The organism is Lysinibacillus sp. TE18511 (assembly GCF_054062295.1).
The window spans coordinates 21,417-37,698 of record NZ_JBSSFD010000046.1 but is presented as its reverse complement, the minus strand read 5'-3'; the positions used below and the strand labels follow the sequence as shown (position 1 = coordinate 37,698).

General features: G+C 36.2%; 20 protein-coding genes. 14 read left to right on the top strand and 6 right to left on the bottom strand.

The window, feature by feature from the left end; translation table 11 throughout:
• The first annotated feature begins 118 nt into the window (after positions 1-118).
• The 3 genes from ACVWXS_RS22440 (at position 119) to ACVWXS_RS22430 (ending at position 2,523) form a co-directional block, all read left to right on the top strand.
• On the top strand, positions 119-643 hold the full coding sequence (locus ACVWXS_RS22440) for a GNAT family N-acetyltransferase (protein ID WP_456960219.1): 525 nt from the start codon (positions 119-121) through the stop codon (positions 641-643).
• A 210-nt stretch (positions 644-853) separates the two neighbouring features.
• Positions 854-1,816, top strand: a complete 963-nt coding sequence (locus ACVWXS_RS22435) for a helix-turn-helix transcriptional regulator (protein WP_456960218.1) — start codon at positions 854-856, stop codon at positions 1,814-1,816.
• Between the two features lie 74 nt (positions 1,817-1,890).
• Positions 1,891-2,523, top strand: coding sequence for a type 1 glutamine amidotransferase family protein (locus ACVWXS_RS22430; RefSeq protein ID WP_456960217.1), 633 nt, complete (start codon positions 1,891-1,893; stop codon positions 2,521-2,523).
• A gap of 442 nt (positions 2,524-2,965) precedes the next feature.
• Here ACVWXS_RS22430 and fumC read toward each other — a convergent pair whose 3' ends face one another.
• Both fumC and ACVWXS_RS22420 read right to left on the bottom strand, forming a co-directional pair.
• Positions 2,966-4,357, bottom strand: a complete 1,392-nt coding sequence (gene fumC, locus ACVWXS_RS22425) for a class II fumarate hydratase (protein WP_456960216.1) — start codon at positions 4,355-4,357, stop codon at positions 2,966-2,968.
• A 300-nt stretch (positions 4,358-4,657) separates the two neighbouring features.
• A complete protein-coding gene (locus ACVWXS_RS22420; RefSeq protein ID WP_368636391.1) occupies positions 4,658-4,873 on the bottom strand; it encodes a hypothetical protein in 216 nt (71 codons plus the stop codon).
• Positions 4,874-5,833: 960 nt separating this feature from the next.
• Between ACVWXS_RS22420 and ACVWXS_RS22415 the strand changes: the two genes are divergently transcribed.
• Positions 5,834-6,565 (top strand): AAA family ATPase, encoded by a 732-nt coding sequence (locus tag ACVWXS_RS22415; protein ID WP_456960215.1) that lies wholly within the window; start codon positions 5,834-5,836, stop codon positions 6,563-6,565.
• A 234-nt stretch (positions 6,566-6,799) separates the two neighbouring features.
• Positions 6,800-7,081 (top strand): DUF5412 family protein, encoded by a 282-nt coding sequence (locus ACVWXS_RS22410; protein ID WP_456960214.1) that lies wholly within the window; start codon positions 6,800-6,802, stop codon positions 7,079-7,081.
• An 84-nt stretch (positions 7,082-7,165) separates the two neighbouring features.
• Here ACVWXS_RS22410 and pdxR read toward each other — a convergent pair whose 3' ends face one another.
• Complete coding sequence (pdxR, locus tag ACVWXS_RS22405; protein WP_456960213.1) at positions 7,166-8,554, bottom strand: MocR-like pyridoxine biosynthesis transcription factor PdxR; 1,389 nt, start codon at positions 8,552-8,554, stop codon at positions 7,166-7,168.
• Positions 8,555-8,664: 110 nt separating this feature from the next.
• Between pdxR and ACVWXS_RS22400 the strand changes: the two genes are divergently transcribed.
• From ACVWXS_RS22400 to ACVWXS_RS22375, 6 genes are all read left to right on the top strand, one after another.
• Entirely contained in the window at positions 8,665-9,105 is a 441-nt protein-coding gene (locus ACVWXS_RS22400) for a GNAT family N-acetyltransferase (RefSeq protein ID WP_456960212.1), read from the top strand.
• A gap of 19 nt (positions 9,106-9,124) precedes the next feature.
• Positions 9,125-9,547, top strand: a complete 423-nt coding sequence (locus tag ACVWXS_RS22395; protein WP_456960211.1) for a GNAT family N-acetyltransferase — start codon at positions 9,125-9,127, stop codon at positions 9,545-9,547.
• Between the two features lie 207 nt (positions 9,548-9,754).
• Positions 9,755-10,129, top strand: coding sequence for a hypothetical protein (locus tag ACVWXS_RS22390; RefSeq protein ID WP_456960210.1), 375 nt, complete (start codon positions 9,755-9,757; stop codon positions 10,127-10,129).
• 51 nt (positions 10,130-10,180) lie between these two features.
• Positions 10,181-10,789, top strand: a complete 609-nt coding sequence (locus ACVWXS_RS22385) for a CPBP family intramembrane glutamic endopeptidase (protein ID WP_456960209.1) — start codon at positions 10,181-10,183, stop codon at positions 10,787-10,789.
• Between the two features lie 65 nt (positions 10,790-10,854).
• Positions 10,855-11,244 carry a hypothetical protein gene (locus tag ACVWXS_RS22380; RefSeq protein WP_456960208.1) on the top strand — a complete coding sequence of 130 codons (390 nt, stop codon included), beginning with the start codon at positions 10,855-10,857 and terminating at the stop codon, positions 11,242-11,244.
• 168 nt (positions 11,245-11,412) lie between these two features.
• Complete coding sequence (locus ACVWXS_RS22375) at positions 11,413-12,036, top strand: hypothetical protein (protein WP_456960207.1); 624 nt, start codon at positions 11,413-11,415, stop codon at positions 12,034-12,036.
• A 210-nt stretch (positions 12,037-12,246) separates the two neighbouring features.
• Here ACVWXS_RS22375 and ACVWXS_RS22370 read toward each other — a convergent pair whose 3' ends face one another.
• Both ACVWXS_RS22370 and ACVWXS_RS22365 read right to left on the bottom strand, forming a co-directional pair.
• Positions 12,247-12,375, bottom strand: coding sequence for a hypothetical protein (locus ACVWXS_RS22370; protein ID WP_456960206.1), 129 nt, complete (start codon positions 12,373-12,375; stop codon positions 12,247-12,249).
• Positions 12,376-12,422: 47 nt separating this feature from the next.
• Positions 12,423-12,923, bottom strand: coding sequence for a DUF1648 domain-containing protein (locus ACVWXS_RS22365; RefSeq protein ID WP_456960205.1), 501 nt, complete (start codon positions 12,921-12,923; stop codon positions 12,423-12,425).
• An 89-nt stretch (positions 12,924-13,012) separates the two neighbouring features.
• Here ACVWXS_RS22365 and ACVWXS_RS22360 point away from each other — a divergent pair, with 89 nt between their 5' ends.
• From ACVWXS_RS22360 to ACVWXS_RS22350, 3 genes are all read left to right on the top strand, one after another.
• Positions 13,013-13,753: a sulfite exporter TauE/SafE family protein gene (locus tag ACVWXS_RS22360; RefSeq protein WP_423471339.1), complete on the top strand. Its 741-nt coding sequence runs from the start codon at positions 13,013-13,015 to the stop codon at positions 13,751-13,753.
• A gap of 13 nt (positions 13,754-13,766) precedes the next feature.
• A complete protein-coding gene (locus tag ACVWXS_RS22355) occupies positions 13,767-14,702 on the top strand; it encodes a PD-(D/E)XK nuclease family protein (RefSeq protein WP_456960204.1) in 936 nt (311 codons plus the stop codon).
• A 193-nt stretch (positions 14,703-14,895) separates the two neighbouring features.
• A complete protein-coding gene (locus tag ACVWXS_RS22350) occupies positions 14,896-15,789 on the top strand; it encodes a DMT family transporter (RefSeq protein WP_456960203.1) in 894 nt (297 codons plus the stop codon).
• Positions 15,790-15,921: 132 nt separating this feature from the next.
• On the opposite strand, the gene ACVWXS_RS22345 is transcribed toward ACVWXS_RS22350, so the two are convergent.
• On the bottom strand, positions 15,922-16,167 hold the full coding sequence (locus tag ACVWXS_RS22345; RefSeq protein ID WP_068986865.1) for a YkuS family protein: 246 nt from the start codon (positions 16,165-16,167) through the stop codon (positions 15,922-15,924).
• Between the last annotated feature and the right edge of the window lie 115 nt (positions 16,168-16,282).

Sequence of the window (16,282 nt, the reverse complement as noted above, 5' to 3'; positions counted from 1 at the left end):
GGAGCGAGCAACGCGAGTGAAGCGGCTCATCGGACGCCCCCAGGAAAGCGCCCAGTCGGAACGGAAATCAACCACACGTTATGGTGATGAGCCATTTACTTGGAAGTGGGGATAAAAAATGTTTCCTGTTTTAAATACTGATCGATTAATGTTAAGAGAACTCAAAATTAATGATGCCCAAGCTATTTTAAATTGCTTTTCTAATCCTGATGTATTACGTCACTATGGGCAGAACCCATTGACAAGTTTGGATCAAGTGAAGCACATAATTAATAATTTTTCTAAGAACTATGATGAAAAACGTGGCATTAAATGGGGAATAGAATTAAAAGGGCAAGAAGGTATAATTGGTACTATTGGTTTTCAGGAATGGTCAACTGAGCATAGAAGAGCTGAAATAAGCTATGCACTTTTTCCTGAGAGTTGGGGAAAAGGGTATGCAATGGAAGCCGTTAATAGAGTTATCTCATTTGGCTTTCAAGAGATGGATTTAGTGCGTATTGGAGCAATTGTTTTTACTGAAAATGATGCTTCAAACAAGCTATTAACTAAAGTTGGTTTTGAAAAAGAAGGAATATTAAAAAAATATATGCATCAAAATCAAGTTCCATATGACACTTATATTTATTCTCTAATAAGATAAAGTCATCATAATTATTATTAACGACAAAGACCAAGCTTGATTTGGTCTTTTTTTACATCAATGTGAGTGGAAAAAATGATGAGGGAGGGAAACTCTTATGATTCTAGGGCCTCATTATATAGAAAGCTATCGGAAAGGAACAGTTGATGAGTTATACCAAAAATCGGAAATATATAATAGAAAATAAATTTCATATAGAGGTGGAATTATATGCCTAAAATTGACAATATGTTAGCAATTCTATGGATGCTTCGTTCAGGTGAAAAAATTACTGCAAAACAAATTTCAGAAAAGTTAGAGTTGAATATAAGGACTGTGTATCGTTATATTGATACAATTTCAACAAGTGGCGTACCTATAATTTCAGAACCAGGACATAACGGTGGATACACTTTATTGAACAATTTTATTGAGGCTCCTCTTTTTTTTGATTTTGAGGAGCAAACTTCACTATTTCACGCTGCTGTTTTTGCAGAAGAAGCCGGATATTATGGAGGTGAAGCACTAAATAGGGCCATTTCAAAACTAAGTAAATACTCAAATCAAGAGCAGGAAACAAAGATAAACCAACATTTAACTAGTCTTGAAGTAATAAGTCGATTAAGTTCACTCTCTATGGAACCTTTTTTGAAAGAGTTGGAGCAGGCCGTAGCTGATGGGTACTCAGTAAAAATTCTTTACCATAAAAGTGGCGAAAAGCAATTAAATGATAGATTGGTCGATCCGTACAGAATTATCTATTGGAATAATAAGTGGTATGTGATTGGATTTTGTCATCTTAGGAATGATATCCGTAGTTTTAGAGTAGATCGAATTGAAAGTCTAATGCTAACCGAAAATAAGTTTAACCGGCCAGAAAATTTTTCAGCACGTGACTTTTTTATAAAAAATCTTCTTCCAACTATAGAAGATAAGGAAGGGATTATTTCTTTGGTTATTAATGGGAATAAAAGTGTATTGGCTGATATTTGCCAACATTGGTTTTTAGGACATTATTTACAAGAACGGACTTCAAATCAAGCAGTTTTTCTTCTTGAAAAAGATATAATACATACATATGTACCTTATTTACTTTTACCGTACAATAAATCTATTAAAGTTATTGAGCCAATAAGTCTTAAGAAAAGACTTATAGAAGTTCTGTCGGAATTAATAAAATTTCATCAAGTATGATAACTTCCCTGACGTTAACTGTCAGGGAAGTTATCTTATAATAGCTATATCAATCGTGATTGGAGTGTTATTGGATGCAAACAAAAAAAGTTTTTCTATATGTATTTAATACAATGTCGGACTGGGAATATGGATATTTAATTGCTGAACTAAACTCAGGAAGATATTTCAAAAAAGATTTAGCACCTTTAAAGGTAATTACAGTAGGAGCTAATAAAGATATGATTACTACTATGGGAGGACTGAGCATAAAACCAGATATTTCCCTTGATGAATGTACTCTTGAGAGTAAAGATCTTTTAATTTTACCAGGAGGGACTACTTGGAGTGAAGTAATTCATCAACCTATCTTGGAAAGAATTGGCCAAGCTTTAAAGATTGGCACTATTGTTGCTGCAATTTGTGGTGCAACTGAGGGCCTCGCGAATATGGGATACTTAGATACTAGAAAGCATACAAGTAATAACTTAGAATATACTAAAATGGTATGTCCTAACTATAAAGGAGAAAAGTTCTATGAGTTGGGATCTGCGGTATCTGATGCGAATTTAGTTACTGCATCAGGAATAGCTCCTCTGGAATTTGCAATGGAGGTACTGAAAATAATAGATGTTTTTACACCAGATGCATTACATTCATGGTATAACCTAAATAAGACTCATAAACCTGAATACTTCTTCCAGTTAATGAATTCAATAAATAGATGAAGTAACTGAAAAGCTCAATTTCTCTATTTTGATTTGTAGAGAAGTTGGGCTTTTTAATTTGGAATTTTCTTATCGTTGTAATCCGCATTTTCCTGACGCTACCCCAATAAATAAAAAAGGTGATATTAGCTTAACATTTAGCGGCATATTTTTTGGCTAAATACAAATGCAATCCTATCCAAAACGAGGGTTTTTAAAAGCGCACTTGCTACGCAGGTGTTTTTTTGTGGGGGAAAAATAAAAAGGACTGGGAGTTTACCCCAATCCTACTTATACATTTCTGTAAACATATTTATCAAAGCGTTATTAATTTACCTCTCACTTAGCCCCAAAAGCATGTCGTAATATATACCAACTTGCTAAGTAAATAAGGGAGTTTATTATCTCAAAACGTTGAAATTTCACTGTTTTGAAGGTGTTGTGTGTTCAACTTGCACCTACATCATTTTACGTTTGGATAAATCATCGTCGCAGGATCCACGTACTCGTCAAACTGTTCCTCTGTCAGTAAACCTGTTGCAATTGCAGCTTCTTTCAATGTAGTGCCTTCTTTGTGAGCCTTTTTCGCGATTTTTGCTGCATTTTCATAACCGATATATGGATTTAATGCTGTTACAAGCATTAATGAATTTTGTAAATTATGGTCAAGCACTTCTTTATTTGCCTCAATTCCTTCAGCACAATGATCATTAAATGATTTCATAGTGTCTGCTAGTAGGCGAGTTGATTGTATGAAGTTATAAATAATTACTGGTTTGAAGACATTTAGCTCAAAATTACCTTGGGAGGCGGCAAAAGCAATTGTTGCGTCATTCCCAACAACCTGTGTGACAACCATTGTCATCGCTTCACTTTGCGTTGGATTCACTTTACCAGGCATAATGGATGAACCTGGTTCGTTTTCTGGAATTGTAATTTCACCAATACCAGAACGGGGGCCACTTGCTAACCAGCGTACATCATTGGCTATTTTCATTAAGTCAGCTGCAAGAGCCTTTAATGCGCCGTGTGCGACAACGGCTTCATCATGACTTGTTAGTGCATGGAATTTATTTGCTGCAGAAGTAAAATGTTTTCCTGTCAATTCACTAATTTCCGCTGCTACACGCTCACCAAATTCAGGATGTGCGTTAATACCAGTACCTACTGCTGTCCCACCAATTGCTAGTTCCTTCATATATTCGATATTTTGGATAATCATATGTTCAGATTTAGCAAGCATTGCAGCCCAGCCACTAATTTCTTGACCTAAAGTTAGTGGTGTTGCATCTTGTAAATGTGTACGTCCAATTTTAATAATATCTTTAAACTTCTCTGCTTTGTCATCAAGTGTTGCTTTTAGTAAGCGCAGACGAGGTAGTAAATAATCCTCAACTTTTAACACGGCAGCAATATGCAAAGCAGTAGGGAAAGTATCGTTTGAGCTTTGAGATTTGTTAACATCATCGTTAGGATGAATACGATCAGCCTCTCCAGCATTTTGTAAAATTTGGTTTGCTCGATGTGCAATTACTTCATTGACGTTCATATTTGACTGTGTACCACTACCAGTCTGCCAAACGACAAGAGGGAATTGATCATCCCATTGACCGTTTAATATTTCATCAGCTGCTTGCACAATTGCATTTGTTTTTATAGCTGAAAGCTTGCCTAGTTTACTATTGGCGATAGCAGCACTTTTCTTTAAAATTGCCATTGCTTGAATAAGCTCAATCGGCATTTGTTCTGTACCAATTTGGAAATTTTCTTTACTGCGCTGCGTTTGAGCACCCCAAATTTTATCTGCAGGTACTTTAATTTCACCCATAGTGTCTTTTTCAATACGATAATCCATGTCAAACAGCTCCTTTATTTATGTAACTCTTCTCTATCTAAATTAAAGTTAAAAAAACGGATATTCTTAGTCTGATGTAAGAATATCCGTTTGATACATGCTTATTTCAAAAAAAAGGGGGGATTCTGAATTAAGCAATTTGGAGAAAAGAAATAATCTATTGATAATGATAATTGTTATCAATTAAAAAGTCAATCATTTTGCTAGAATAAATTTAATGTGAATTGAGAATAGTTTGCAATTGATTATTTCTTATAATTCGATCCCCACTTTTAGCGTTGTTACATAAATCGAAAGGGGCTATCTCTTTTTCTTCCCAAGATCTTTAAGTGGTACTTTTTTAGGCAGTTTTTCAAAAATGATACGCACATGATAGTTGTTGTTGTCTATTTGAGCAACCTGAACAACTTTTGCTTTACGCCCTTTAATTTTTATGTTCTCTTCAACAGCAGGTAAACTTACAAGTAGCTGGCTTAAAACGGACGTTTTGTTTTCGTAAAAATGAGTTACAAACATATTTTTTCTCCTTATAACTTTTTTATTTTGCCTAGAAAAAAGCTTGATCTTTTAAAACTTAATAGAGTCAGGGGTGTTACAGGGGTATGAGCATGGTGAAGGTTTTACTCAATGTATGAAAAGGACCTTTTGTATAGAACAATTATGAATTTAAGGCAAGCTATTTGAATTTTGTACTTTTAATCGATAGAAGCTTAATGAAAAAAAGTAGTAATGAATGTAGTTTCGTTGTGATGAAGGCTTGTGAAAATCATCGCAATCCTTTATGAAGGCGTTCAGTAGTTTTTATTTGGGAAATTTTCGATTGTATATGCGGAAGTGGTGAAACGCTCAAGTAAATGCTCCAATACGGAATCGCTTCGGTAAGCTAGATTAAAAGCACGGTTTGAAGGGTTTACGGTAAGAAAAAGAGAGGTAAAAGAATGGGAATCACAAAAAAGTCAACGACGATTATTTTAGTAGCGTTTATTTCGCAAAGCCAGAAGCACATTAGAGAGTGACAAGGGTACACTCATTGTTTGACTATTAGTAGTTGTTAATGGGAAATTAGCAAGGGTGCTTGATAGAGCGGTTTTTTTGTACAATGTATTCTAAATGGGTAAATAAGGATAATCGGTCTTCTTCAATGTTTTTGCTGTATCGCTATTATATGGCATAATTTTATTATTTTTTATTGCAACTTTCGACATGTTTTTTATTTATTTCTCGGGAAATATTTCACAGGTTCTTATAGTATTAGTAAGGGATTTACATGCAATATATCGTATTTATACAACTAGGGATTCTATAGTGTTCAATGTTAATGATAATGGTGGGTTTATGATGAGTTGGAATATTCTGATTTTTATTTATTGCACTGCTTTCAGGGCACTTATTTCCTGTATCGTCATAAACTTTGGGTGAAAGGGCAGTTTCGTAGTAGCATAAGCGCGTTATAATAGTAGTAAGGGAGGAATCGAAATGTATTTAAAATCATGTAAGGTATTACAGGACAACATTGCGGATAAAGACCAGTATCCGTTTAACATACCGAGTTTGCAGGATTTACAGGAGCTAGAGTTTCCTACGAATGTGACCTTCTTTGTGGGGGAAAATGGCTCTGGGAAATCAACACTATTAGAGGCTATTGCGGATCGTTGTGATTTTAATACAGCGGGAGGCGGTCGCCAAAATTTATATGAAGTACATAAAGCAGAATCGTCACTTGGGGAATATATTCGTTTATCCTGGTGGCCGAAAATTTCAAATGGCTTTTTCCTTCGCTCAGAAACGTTTTATCAATTTGCGAGTCATATTGATTTATTAGAAAATCATCCAAATAAGTATGCTGCTTTTGGTGGCAAGTCGTTACATCATCAATCACATGGTGAGTCCTTTTTATCGTTATTTATGAATCGATTTAAAGGGAAGGCAATCTATTTATTGGATGAGCCAGAAGCGGCGTTGTCACCAACGAGACAGCTTAGCCTATTGAAAATTATGAAAGATTTAGAGCATGAGGCACAGTTTATTATTGCCACACACTCACCCATTTTACTTGGCTATCCAAAAGCTACTATCTACAGTTTTGATAATGGGGAAATTGAGTCTATTCGCTATCAGGATACGATCCATTACATTGTCACAAAACGTTTTTTAAGCGCACCGGAAACTATTTTTTCAGAGTTATTTGATGAAGAGAGAGAATCATAAATCAACGAAAAGGCTTAGTCATCCGAGAAATTTGATTGGATAAAATGGAACAGTCAATCGATTTACTTAATTATAACTGCCCGGGTCCAAAAGAAAACTGCCTATGTGAACAAATGATTTCCTAATTCAGGAAATAACTCTCCGCTGAAATCGTCCCTATATAAACAGATTGGGGATACAAATGGATGAGGCTGGGAAGTTAGAAAGTAAGAAAGTATATAAAAAGCTTTTCTAGTGCTATTTATTTGGATTTTGTTTTTTGCTGGTATTATTGGTTACGCTATTTATTGGTTATTTTTTGATTGGAGTAGATTTAAACAAGAGCTGATTGCTGAATCTACATCACCACAAGGAACTTATACTGTAAAAGCTTACGTTTCAGATGCTGGAGCGACGACTTCTTCTACAGTGTTGGGAGAATTAGTTTTCAATCATGAGAAGAGAAAGTCCAAGAAAATATATTGGCAATATAGAGAAAGTGAAGCATACATTTACTGGGCGACGATGATACGGTAAGTATTAATGGCTTGACGGTGGATTTGCCTGATGAAACATATGATTATAGAGAAAATGAGTAGCCATAACCATTGCGGTTATGGCTTATTTTTGAGTTAGCCAAGCTTTTTTTAGCAGATCTACACCGAGTATGATCTCCTCCATTTTTAACTTACTAAAGCCTAATTGTACAATTGGTTCAGAGCTAGGCTGTTGTAGAAAATAGGGGCTCGTAGGATAGACTTTGACTCCGTATTGCTGTGCATTCTGAATGAGCTGCTCTTCTGAAAGTTGTGTATGCACCTTCACCAATATATATAACCCAGATTGCTCTCCTAATATCGTAATTTTTTCTCCGAATTGCTTGTTAAGCTCATCTACAAGGCCGTTTATTTTATGTTTATAGGTGATACGCATTCTTTTAATATGTCGTGTCCATTCACCCTGTGCCATGAATGTGGCCATTGTGAGTTGATGTAAAGACGAAGCATTATGTTCAAATTGAGCAAAGCGTTCCTTATATGAATGAACAAGTGCTTTCGGTAGCACCATATAGCTCAAACGAATGGCTGGTAAAAATGATTTTGAAAATGTCCCCATATAGATAACACGTGACTTATCAATAGAGGCGAGAGCAGGAAATGGTTGCTGTGTATATCGAAATTCACTGTCATAATCATCCTCTAAAATATAGCCATCAACATTTTTTGCCCATTGAATTAACGTTTGTCGTTGTTGAATGCTCATGGAAACACCATACGGAAAATGATGGGATGGTGTGACATACATTAAGCGCGAATAGAAATGTGCTATCTGCTGTAGCTGTGCACCGTTTTCTAACACTTGTAATGTCTCTATTTCAAAGCCTTGCAACTTAAATGCCTCTCGTGCACCGTTGTAACCTGGGTCCTCCAAAATAATACTTGTAAAGTCCTGTTTTAACAGAAAGCCTAGATAAATTAACATTTGTTGCGTACTACTACCGATAATAATGTCCTCTGCATTGACATGAACACCGCGTGCTTGTAGCAAATAATGCACAAGCTGTTCTTTTAAAAGTGGTTCACCGAAAGGGTCGCCATATTCATAGCAATTTTTAAAAGGTAAAACTTGATTGGCTATTTGTCTCCATGCTTTCAAGGGGAAATGCTGTTGATCGACAGCACCAGCTCGAAAGTCAATGATGATATCTTCACGATTGTTTGCTTTTTGAATAAGGTTTGGACGTTCCTCATCATGTAAAAAAACTTGCTCAATTTCATTAACGAAATAACCTTTCCGTCCTTCACCACGTATGTATCCTTCCGCTACGAGCTGTTCATAAGCAGTCAATGTTGTATTCCGACTGACATGTAAAGTATCGGCAAGCCTTCGAATAGAAGGGAGCGTATCATTCGTTGTCAACCTCCCTTGCTCAATTAACGATTTGATTTGCTGGTAAATTTGTTTATATTTTGGCTCTTCATTCGTCAATAAAAAAATAAAATCATCCATATAGGACCTCCTTGACATGTTGAAATATTTGAAACTGTTTCTTTTTAGATGTCAAATTGTTTTTTATCATAATACAAGAATTACATAAAAATAGAAATGGAGATGGATCAATGGAAATTATCGCAGTAACATTAGCAATAGTAGGAGATGTGGTGCCATTATTTAATGCATATCGTGAATTTTATGGTCAACAATCCGACTTAGAACAAGCAGAGCACTTTCTAACGGAGCGTTTAAAGAAAGAGGAATCGATTATTTTTCTAGCTTATGTAAATGAACAGCCAGTTGGGTTTGTTCAGTTATATCCTGTTTTTTCATCTGTAGCGATGAAAAAGGCATTTATTTTGAACGATTTATATGTGGCTGAACATGCCAGGAAACAAGGAGTAGCACAGGGCTTATTTGAACAGTGTTATTCGTACTGTATGAAGGAAGATGCTCGTTATGTCGCTTTAGAAACGGCGACGGATAACATCCATGCACAAAAGCTCTATGAAAAGCTCGGAATGAACATAGATCATGGAGTATTTCACTATATCAAATATTGGTAATAGAGGGCAGGGCGGAAAAATGACTATTAAACAATTAACAACACAAGAAGAATGGGTTGAAGCATATGCCATAATGGTTCAACTCCGCAGAGAATTGACGTTAGAAAATTATCTTCAATTATTAGGAGAAATGATGAAGGATGGTTATAGCTTGTTTGCATTATACAAAAACAAGGAAATGGTTGCAGTAGCCGGTGTAAGTTGGCGCATTAACTTTTACAATAAACGTCATATTTTTGTTTATGATTTAGTAACGCATGAGGCTTATCGTTCAAGAGGCTATGGTGAGAAATTATTAGCATATATTCATCAATGGGGTAAAGAAAACGGCGCACACTATATTGCTTTAGAGTCAGGAGTTCAAAGAAATAATGCACACCGCTTTTATGAGGAGCGATTAGGATATGAAAAATGGTGTCATTCTTTTCGCAAAGAATTATGATTGCTAATTTTAAATTGAACGAAATCTGAATATAGAATGAAAGCAGCGGCTAGTAGAATATTTCTAGTCGCATTTTTGGGGGAGAGAAATCGTTAAATGAATCTTGATATTAAGTCTGCGGTTTAATATGCTTAACATGAAGAAGGACAGCAATATTGACTACCGGCGATTTTCGAACATCAATCGGCGCAATTGGAGCGTAAACCGGTGGAAAAGCGTGAGTTAGCTGCGGAACAGGAGAGTTTGCCGGCGGAAAAGAGTGAGTTAGCGGCAGAATTGGAGAATTTACCGGCGGAAAAGCGTGAGTTAGCGGCGGGACTGGAGAGTTTACCGGCGGAAAAGCGTGAGTTAACGGTGGAACTGGAGAGTTTGCCGGTGGAAAAGCGTGAGTTAGCGGCGGAACAGGAGAGTTTGCCGGCGGAAAAGCGTGAGTTAGCGGCGGAATTGGAGAGTTTACCGGTGGAAAAGCGTGAGTTAGCGGCGGGACTGGAGAGTTTACCGGCGCAACAGGAACGAAAACCGGCGGAAAAGCAGGAACCACCGTCGAAATTCGAACATCAACCATTGAAAAGGATCTTTTAACAAGTGCTAGTCATTCTACATGTAAAGCTTCATAAAACAGGAGGGAAAATCATGGTTATGGAAAGTGCAATAAATGCAATTATTCAGGTCATTTTATTTTCACTTATACCGTTTGTTTGGTGGTTTTTTACAGCGAAAAAGGAACTATCATTTTTAAAATGGCTCGGCATCAAAAAGCCTGTCATTGAAAATAAAGTTACTTATTTTGCGTGGTTTCTAGTCATTATTGTTTTAATGTTCGTACCAATTAATACAATTATCTTTTTCTATATAGACAGTTCACTATTAGCTTCAAATCGTTTTACAGGACTTGGTTTTTCGGCGCTCGTACCAGCACTATTCTATGCAATTGTACAAACAGGGTTATCAGAGGAGCTGTTTTTCCGAGGTTTTTTAATGAAAAGATTCATGCATAAGTTTGGTTTTCAAATAGGGAATATCATGCAAAGTTTACTATTTGGCACAATACATGGATTGATGCTGTTTTCTTTTATTCCTTTTGGAGGTGTTGTGTTAGTTGTTATGGCTACTGCGTTGGCAGGTTATTTAATGGGATGGATCAATGAACAAAAATCCAATGGCTCCATAATAACGAGTTGGGGCATACATGGCATTACCAATCTGATTGCCTCCTTTGTCGCAATGTTTAATGTGCTCTAAAGACCAGAACCAATTTGCATTAAATCGTTTTCGATTGCATAATAGCTAAAGGTGTTTGAATGAAATTGATTGAGAACATTGCAAAAGGATGCTTAATTGTTGGTTTTTTATTACTTGGAGGGCGTATTCTCACTGCAATATGCCATTATTATAATATAGCATTTACGACTTTTTTTGTTGATTATCATGTCGTTTCACTAGCTATACTATTAATAGGTATTTTAGGAGTTGAGATACGCAATAGACGCAAAAGGAAAGGACGAGTATACATGACGGAGTGGCCAAAGGGAGTAGCAAAGCCAGCTATACGTGCATTAAATGCGGTGGGATATACTCAAATAGAGCAATTGGAAAAAATTGATCTTTCAACATTGAAAAATTTACATGGGATGGGACCAAAAGCGCTAGCGGCCATTGAAACAGCACTGAATGAAAGTAGGAAGCACAGTGAATAAGCTGACATTATTTTTGTTGACAATGGTCGTCTATTATATTTTCGTTGTTTTTGTTATTAGCAAGCTATTTATTATCCCTATCATGAAGTTTATGGCACTTGTATTCTTCCTGGGAGCAGGCTTTATTTTTTCTCGAAAGATCCGAAAGAGATTACAATAGGAGGAGTTATGAAAATCGTAAAACTTAGTATATTTTATTTGATCATTATCATGCTAGCAATAGGGCTATCACTAGCAGGAGTTCGTTTATCCTTGTCACTTGGTATTTTTGCGCTAGTTGCTATCGCCATGGTTTACAGATATATACATATTTTATACCGCACAAATAATATGAAGTTAGTTGATGTACTAGTAAAAGATCGCAAAAAAGAACCCTTTTTTGCCTACCTTTTTGCAGTTGCTTACGGTACAAGAGAAGACCAGTTACGTTCACTAGATGTAGTCATTGCAAAGTATAAGCAGCCAGCCATGAAATATAATTATCAATTTTTGAAGTCGATTATGGAAAATAATTTAGAGGAAGCTAAGGATGCGGCTGATAAAATAAATAAAGAGCCATTAACAAGCTATGCAAAATGTTATATCGCCGCACTTGAGGGGCGAACAACAGATATGCGAAGTGAACAGCTTACTCAGCCTTGGATGCAGCCTGCCGTTGAAGCGGTTTATGCGCATAAAATGAAAAATGAAACAGCCTTTCAGCAATTTGCCCAAGAAAGTATGGAAGTGGCTCGAGGTGTACAAAAATATGCGTTAATACATACGTTTGAAGAGATGAAAAAGGATATGTAAAAATTTTGGCTACTTGATACTATTTGTGTCAGGTAGTTTTTCTTTTCATATGTGGCTAGTCGTTGAGGGACATGTAATATTAGGGATTGAAAGAAGTTGTTTATTTGGATATTTATACCATAAATTGTGGTATAATAACAATAAGCATGAAACGAATATAGGAGTGAATGAAGTGAAATCGAATTTATTCCTTACAATTGTTGTTAGCCGTTATCGTATCCATGCGATAACGGCTAACTGACCTGCGTCATGTTGTTGCCGCTGCCGCTTCGCTTTCGCACAAAAAACATCTGCAGGCCTAAGCACAAAGCCGATTCCGGACGCAATTATCCCAGGCATAATTGATTTCTCGCCTACACGTTCTGTACAGCTGTAACTATTTGACCTTATTTATCTTTCTTGCCCAACATAATACCCCGTACGATGCCCATGATAAATATAGTACTTACTACAAATAGAAATAAATAAGCATGCCATTGCTGTAAAATTCGATCATGGCCTAAAGCAACTGTTAAGTCATTGAAAAGGGAATATGTAAAGTACAATAGAATACTATTTTTGATAAGACAAAAGGTAATAATTCCGTTTTGTCGTTGGGTATGAGATAGAGTAGGCTTATTTTTTCGTAGTATAGGATAAGCTGCTTTCATCTCTAAGTAGTGTAAAAGTAAAAATAGCATGAAGCCGATAAAGGGTAAATAAAAAATAGCGATTTTCGGGCCAAATTGTGCATGTTCACTCTTAAAGCTTTGTAAAATTGGTATAGATGCAGGGAGCTTATTGTATTGGATAAGCGTTGCTGTCATGCCAGCAATAAAAATGGTTGCGACTATTAGTGTAAGCTGCTTACAGAAACGCGGTGTAGGTGTTTTTTGTTGTTCAGGCATCGATTCACCTCATTTTTCTTCTTAAAAAAAGCATTCTGTTATACTGTATCATAGAATAACATCATGTGTGTCATAGAAAGAAGGATTACATGGAATACTTGTTGTTTTTAGTCATTGGAATCGCTGGAAACGTCATTGGAACGTTAGTTGGTGGCGGGGGTTTAATTACCTTACCGACAATGATGTTAATGGGAGTACCCGTTCATTCAGCGATAGGGGCAAATAAGGTTTCGAATATGGTCAGTGCCTTTTCAAGCTTCTACACGATTTTTAGAAGAAAAGAATTATTATGGTCAGAAATGCGTTCTGTATTACTCGTTTCTCTAGTTGGCGGTACCCTTGGCGGACTATTTGCATCGTTCATCAGTAGTCAAACACTCACACTTATTGCCATTATTTTATTAGGTTTTGCACTTATAATGTCCTTTATAGGTGGGGCTGAATTTGGAGAAAAGGAAAGTTTTACAATGAATCGCAAAAACGGCCCGATCCTTCTTGCTGTAGGTTTTTATGATGGGTTGTTCGGTCCTGGTAGCAGTACGTTGGCACTTTATACATATGCTCATGAGAAAATCTCCTATTTGAAAGCTGTAGGTTTGTCGCGTGTAGGTGTTTTTGCGATGTGCTCAGGAGCAGCTATTACGTATATTGCTACAGGTAAGATAGAATGGCCGCTGACATTCGTATTAATGATCGGTTCTGTCATTGGTGCGCAAATAGGCATTATCCTTGCAAGGAAGGTCAAGGCAAATCAAGTAAAGCTATTACTTCGTATTGTGACAATTGTACTGATCCTGCAGCTTGTCTATGATTTTATCAAACAGTTATAAGGAGGCGATATTCATGTTTGAAATCACACCTTATCCATCTTTTTCGTGGTCATTGTCACGTCATAAAACGTTAACAAGCTGTGCGCGAAAATATGGCTATGAATACTATTTTTCTCATAACGGCTGGCTTAGTTACAATGTGGAGCCCTATCATCAACATGTCTATCGCTTAAAGAAGCTACAATCCATGCCGATTTTATTTGGGCAAATTGTCCATCATTTAATAGAGCAATCGATCAATGATTATTTACAAACAGGCAAAGTGCCGACTTTGGATGAGTTAGTAAATCGTGCGCGTGGGCAACTTAATGCGGCTTTTATTGATTCTACACGCCATGTAGATTTATGGAGACATAAGCCTAATAAATTTTATATGATGCAGGAAATTTATTATGTAGGGAAGCTAAATCCTGAACTTATACAAGATTATAAGGAGCGACTGGCGGCTGTATTTGAAAACTTTCTAAACAGTGAGACGTTTCAGCAAATTACTGCACAAAAAGGCTCCCTACGAATCGGTGAGCCTGAACAATTTCGCTTCATGAAAATTGAAGGTATTCAGGTTTTCGTCGTAATGGATTTTCATTATTATGATGAAATAGCTGACAAGTGGATTATTATCGACTGGAAGACAGGCGGGGAGTCTGATGATGATCGCCAGCAATTAGCACTCTATGCTTACTATGTTCAGCAGAAATACCGTGTAGCTCTTGAGCAGATTGATGTCTATAATGAATATTTACTGACTGGTAAACGAAAAAAATATTCATTTACTGCATTTGATATGGATAATATTTTACATACGTTTCAGCGGAGTGTGCTGGAAATGAAAAAATATCAAGCCGATATTTTCTCCAATGAACCAGTGGACGTTGAGGATTTTGAGCAAACCCTTGAAAAATGGCACTGCAAAGGGTGTAATTTTAAAGAATTATGTGCTCAGAAATGAATTGGAAAATGGAGAAGGAGACCAAAAAGAGACTATTTAATTATTTTCTGTGACCTAATTGCACTTGAATTATTTTAATATTCCATAAGAATGATGAAGTGCATGAAAGCTAATTTTCTTAGCCCTACTTTAGGAGGGAGTACGCCTTACAAGAGCTACTGAATAAAGATTAACAGAAGGAAGATAATATTTAATGACAAATCTAATGTATGCATTTTGTTTAATCGTATGGGGTCTTAATTTTATTGCCGTGAAAATTCAAGGGACACCAGTAAGTTTAGAATTATCATTGACCTATAGGCTAGTTATGACTGCAATTTTATTTACTGTTCTAGTTTTGTTTCTCAAACCAAAAGGGAAACCGAAAAGTAAAGATATACCATTTATAGTTGTCTTTGGTGTGTGTAACTTTGCTTTAAGCTATTTATGCCTATATTACGCAACCATATTAAGCTCAGCTGCCATTGTAACATTAATCTTTTCATTGAAAGTGATTTTGACGCCACTAGCTCTTCGGATTTTTTTAAAAGAGGAACTACATCCACGTGTTTTATTTGGGGGAGTACTAGGGGTATTTGGTGTATGCGTTTTAATTTATCCTACTTTAAGTAATTTTTCTGGCTTAGATGATTTAAAAGGCATAATGATAGCTCTTTTAGGTACAGTACTTACAGCAATTGGTGATGCCAGTTCTGCAAGGAATGCCAAAGTAAAGATTGATCCAATCTATGCAAATGCTATTGGATTTGCTGTAGGAAGTATATTAATGTCAATCATTGTATTGCTGCAAGGGCAAAAAATTATGATTCCTATATCAATCACATATATTTCTGCTTTATTATACTTAACATTGATCGCATCTTTCCTAGCATGGCTATTTTATTTAAAGCTTGTTGAAAGAATAGGCGGTGCAAAAAGTGGCTACATGGTGGCGTTATTTCCGGTAATTGGAGGTATTGCTTCTGTTCTAATTGGTGAATCACCTCTTTCAATATATTTGGTAATCGGATGTCTATCTAGTTGTATAGGTGCTGCTATAGCTTTAGGCTTTAGAATTCCAAGGAGAATTTATACGCCTGCTAATTAGGAGAAACAGCCAAAGTTGTGAAAGCTCTACAAGGTCTGAATATAGGGATGTATTGATTTCCATTTTATATTAAAAATTATAAGGTGCTGCTCTATCGTCACAAAGACAATAGTGACAGCACCTAGTTCATATTTAGTGGAAATATTTGTCGACACGCTGAAGTACTTCATCAGCAGAAAGTCCATTAGCATCAATAACAGGTCCCGCCAAAACAGGATCACTAATGCCCATAATATCTCTGTCTTGCCCAGTGATTACACAGGCATCACATTTTTTTGCATCTTCTTCAGTACGAAGTTGAATAACTTCATAACCTTTTGCCTTTAAAGCGTCTTCAACGTTTGTTAATGATTGTTCCACACCAATTATTCTAGACATTATTCTTCCACCTCCTATATGTAATGTGTCATATAGGATTGCTATTTATTCACTTAATTCGCATTTTGTTAAACATCAATGGATTATTAACAATAACTAAAAGTGATCAACAGTT

What these genes read in the sequence shown, in the direction of transcription:
- ACVWXS_RS22440 (WP_456960219.1), top strand. Translation starts at nt 119, where the DNA reads ATGTTTCCTGTTTTAAATACTGATCGATTAATGTTAAGAGAACTCAAA.
- ACVWXS_RS22435 (WP_456960218.1), top strand. Translation starts at nt 854, where the DNA reads ATGCCTAAAATTGACAATATGTTAGCAATTCTATGGATGCTTCGTTCA.
- ACVWXS_RS22430 (WP_456960217.1), top strand. Translation starts at nt 1,891, where the DNA reads ATGCAAACAAAAAAAGTTTTTCTATATGTATTTAATACAATGTCGGAC.
- fumC (WP_456960216.1), bottom strand. Translation starts at nt 4,357, where the DNA reads ATGGATTATCGTATTGAAAAAGACACTATGGGTGAAATTAAAGTACCT.
- ACVWXS_RS22420 (WP_368636391.1), bottom strand. Translation starts at nt 4,873, where the DNA reads ATGTTTGTAACTCATTTTTACGAAAACAAAACGTCCGTTTTAAGCCAG.
- ACVWXS_RS22415 (WP_456960215.1), top strand. Translation starts at nt 5,834, where the DNA reads ATGTATTTAAAATCATGTAAGGTATTACAGGACAACATTGCGGATAAA.
- pdxR (WP_456960213.1), bottom strand. Translation starts at nt 8,554, where the DNA reads ATGGATGATTTTATTTTTTTATTGACGAATGAAGAGCCAAAATATAAA.
- ACVWXS_RS22400 (WP_456960212.1), top strand. Translation starts at nt 8,665, where the DNA reads ATGGAAATTATCGCAGTAACATTAGCAATAGTAGGAGATGTGGTGCCA.
- ACVWXS_RS22395 (WP_456960211.1), top strand. Translation starts at nt 9,125, where the DNA reads ATGACTATTAAACAATTAACAACACAAGAAGAATGGGTTGAAGCATAT.
- ACVWXS_RS22385 (WP_456960209.1), top strand. Translation starts at nt 10,181, where the DNA reads ATGGTTATGGAAAGTGCAATAAATGCAATTATTCAGGTCATTTTATTT.
- ACVWXS_RS22375 (WP_456960207.1), top strand. Translation starts at nt 11,413, where the DNA reads ATGAAAATCGTAAAACTTAGTATATTTTATTTGATCATTATCATGCTA.
- ACVWXS_RS22370 (WP_456960206.1), bottom strand. Translation starts at nt 12,375, where the DNA reads ATGCCTGGGATAATTGCGTCCGGAATCGGCTTTGTGCTTAGGCCTGCA.
- ACVWXS_RS22365 (WP_456960205.1), bottom strand. Translation starts at nt 12,923, where the DNA reads ATGCCTGAACAACAAAAAACACCTACACCGCGTTTCTGTAAGCAGCTT.
- ACVWXS_RS22360 (WP_423471339.1), top strand. Translation starts at nt 13,013, where the DNA reads ATGGAATACTTGTTGTTTTTAGTCATTGGAATCGCTGGAAACGTCATT.
- ACVWXS_RS22355 (WP_456960204.1), top strand. Translation starts at nt 13,767, where the DNA reads ATGTTTGAAATCACACCTTATCCATCTTTTTCGTGGTCATTGTCACGT.
- ACVWXS_RS22350 (WP_456960203.1), top strand. Translation starts at nt 14,896, where the DNA reads ATGACAAATCTAATGTATGCATTTTGTTTAATCGTATGGGGTCTTAAT.
- ACVWXS_RS22345 (WP_068986865.1), bottom strand. Translation starts at nt 16,167, where the DNA reads ATGTCTAGAATAATTGGTGTGGAACAATCATTAACAAACGTTGAAGAC.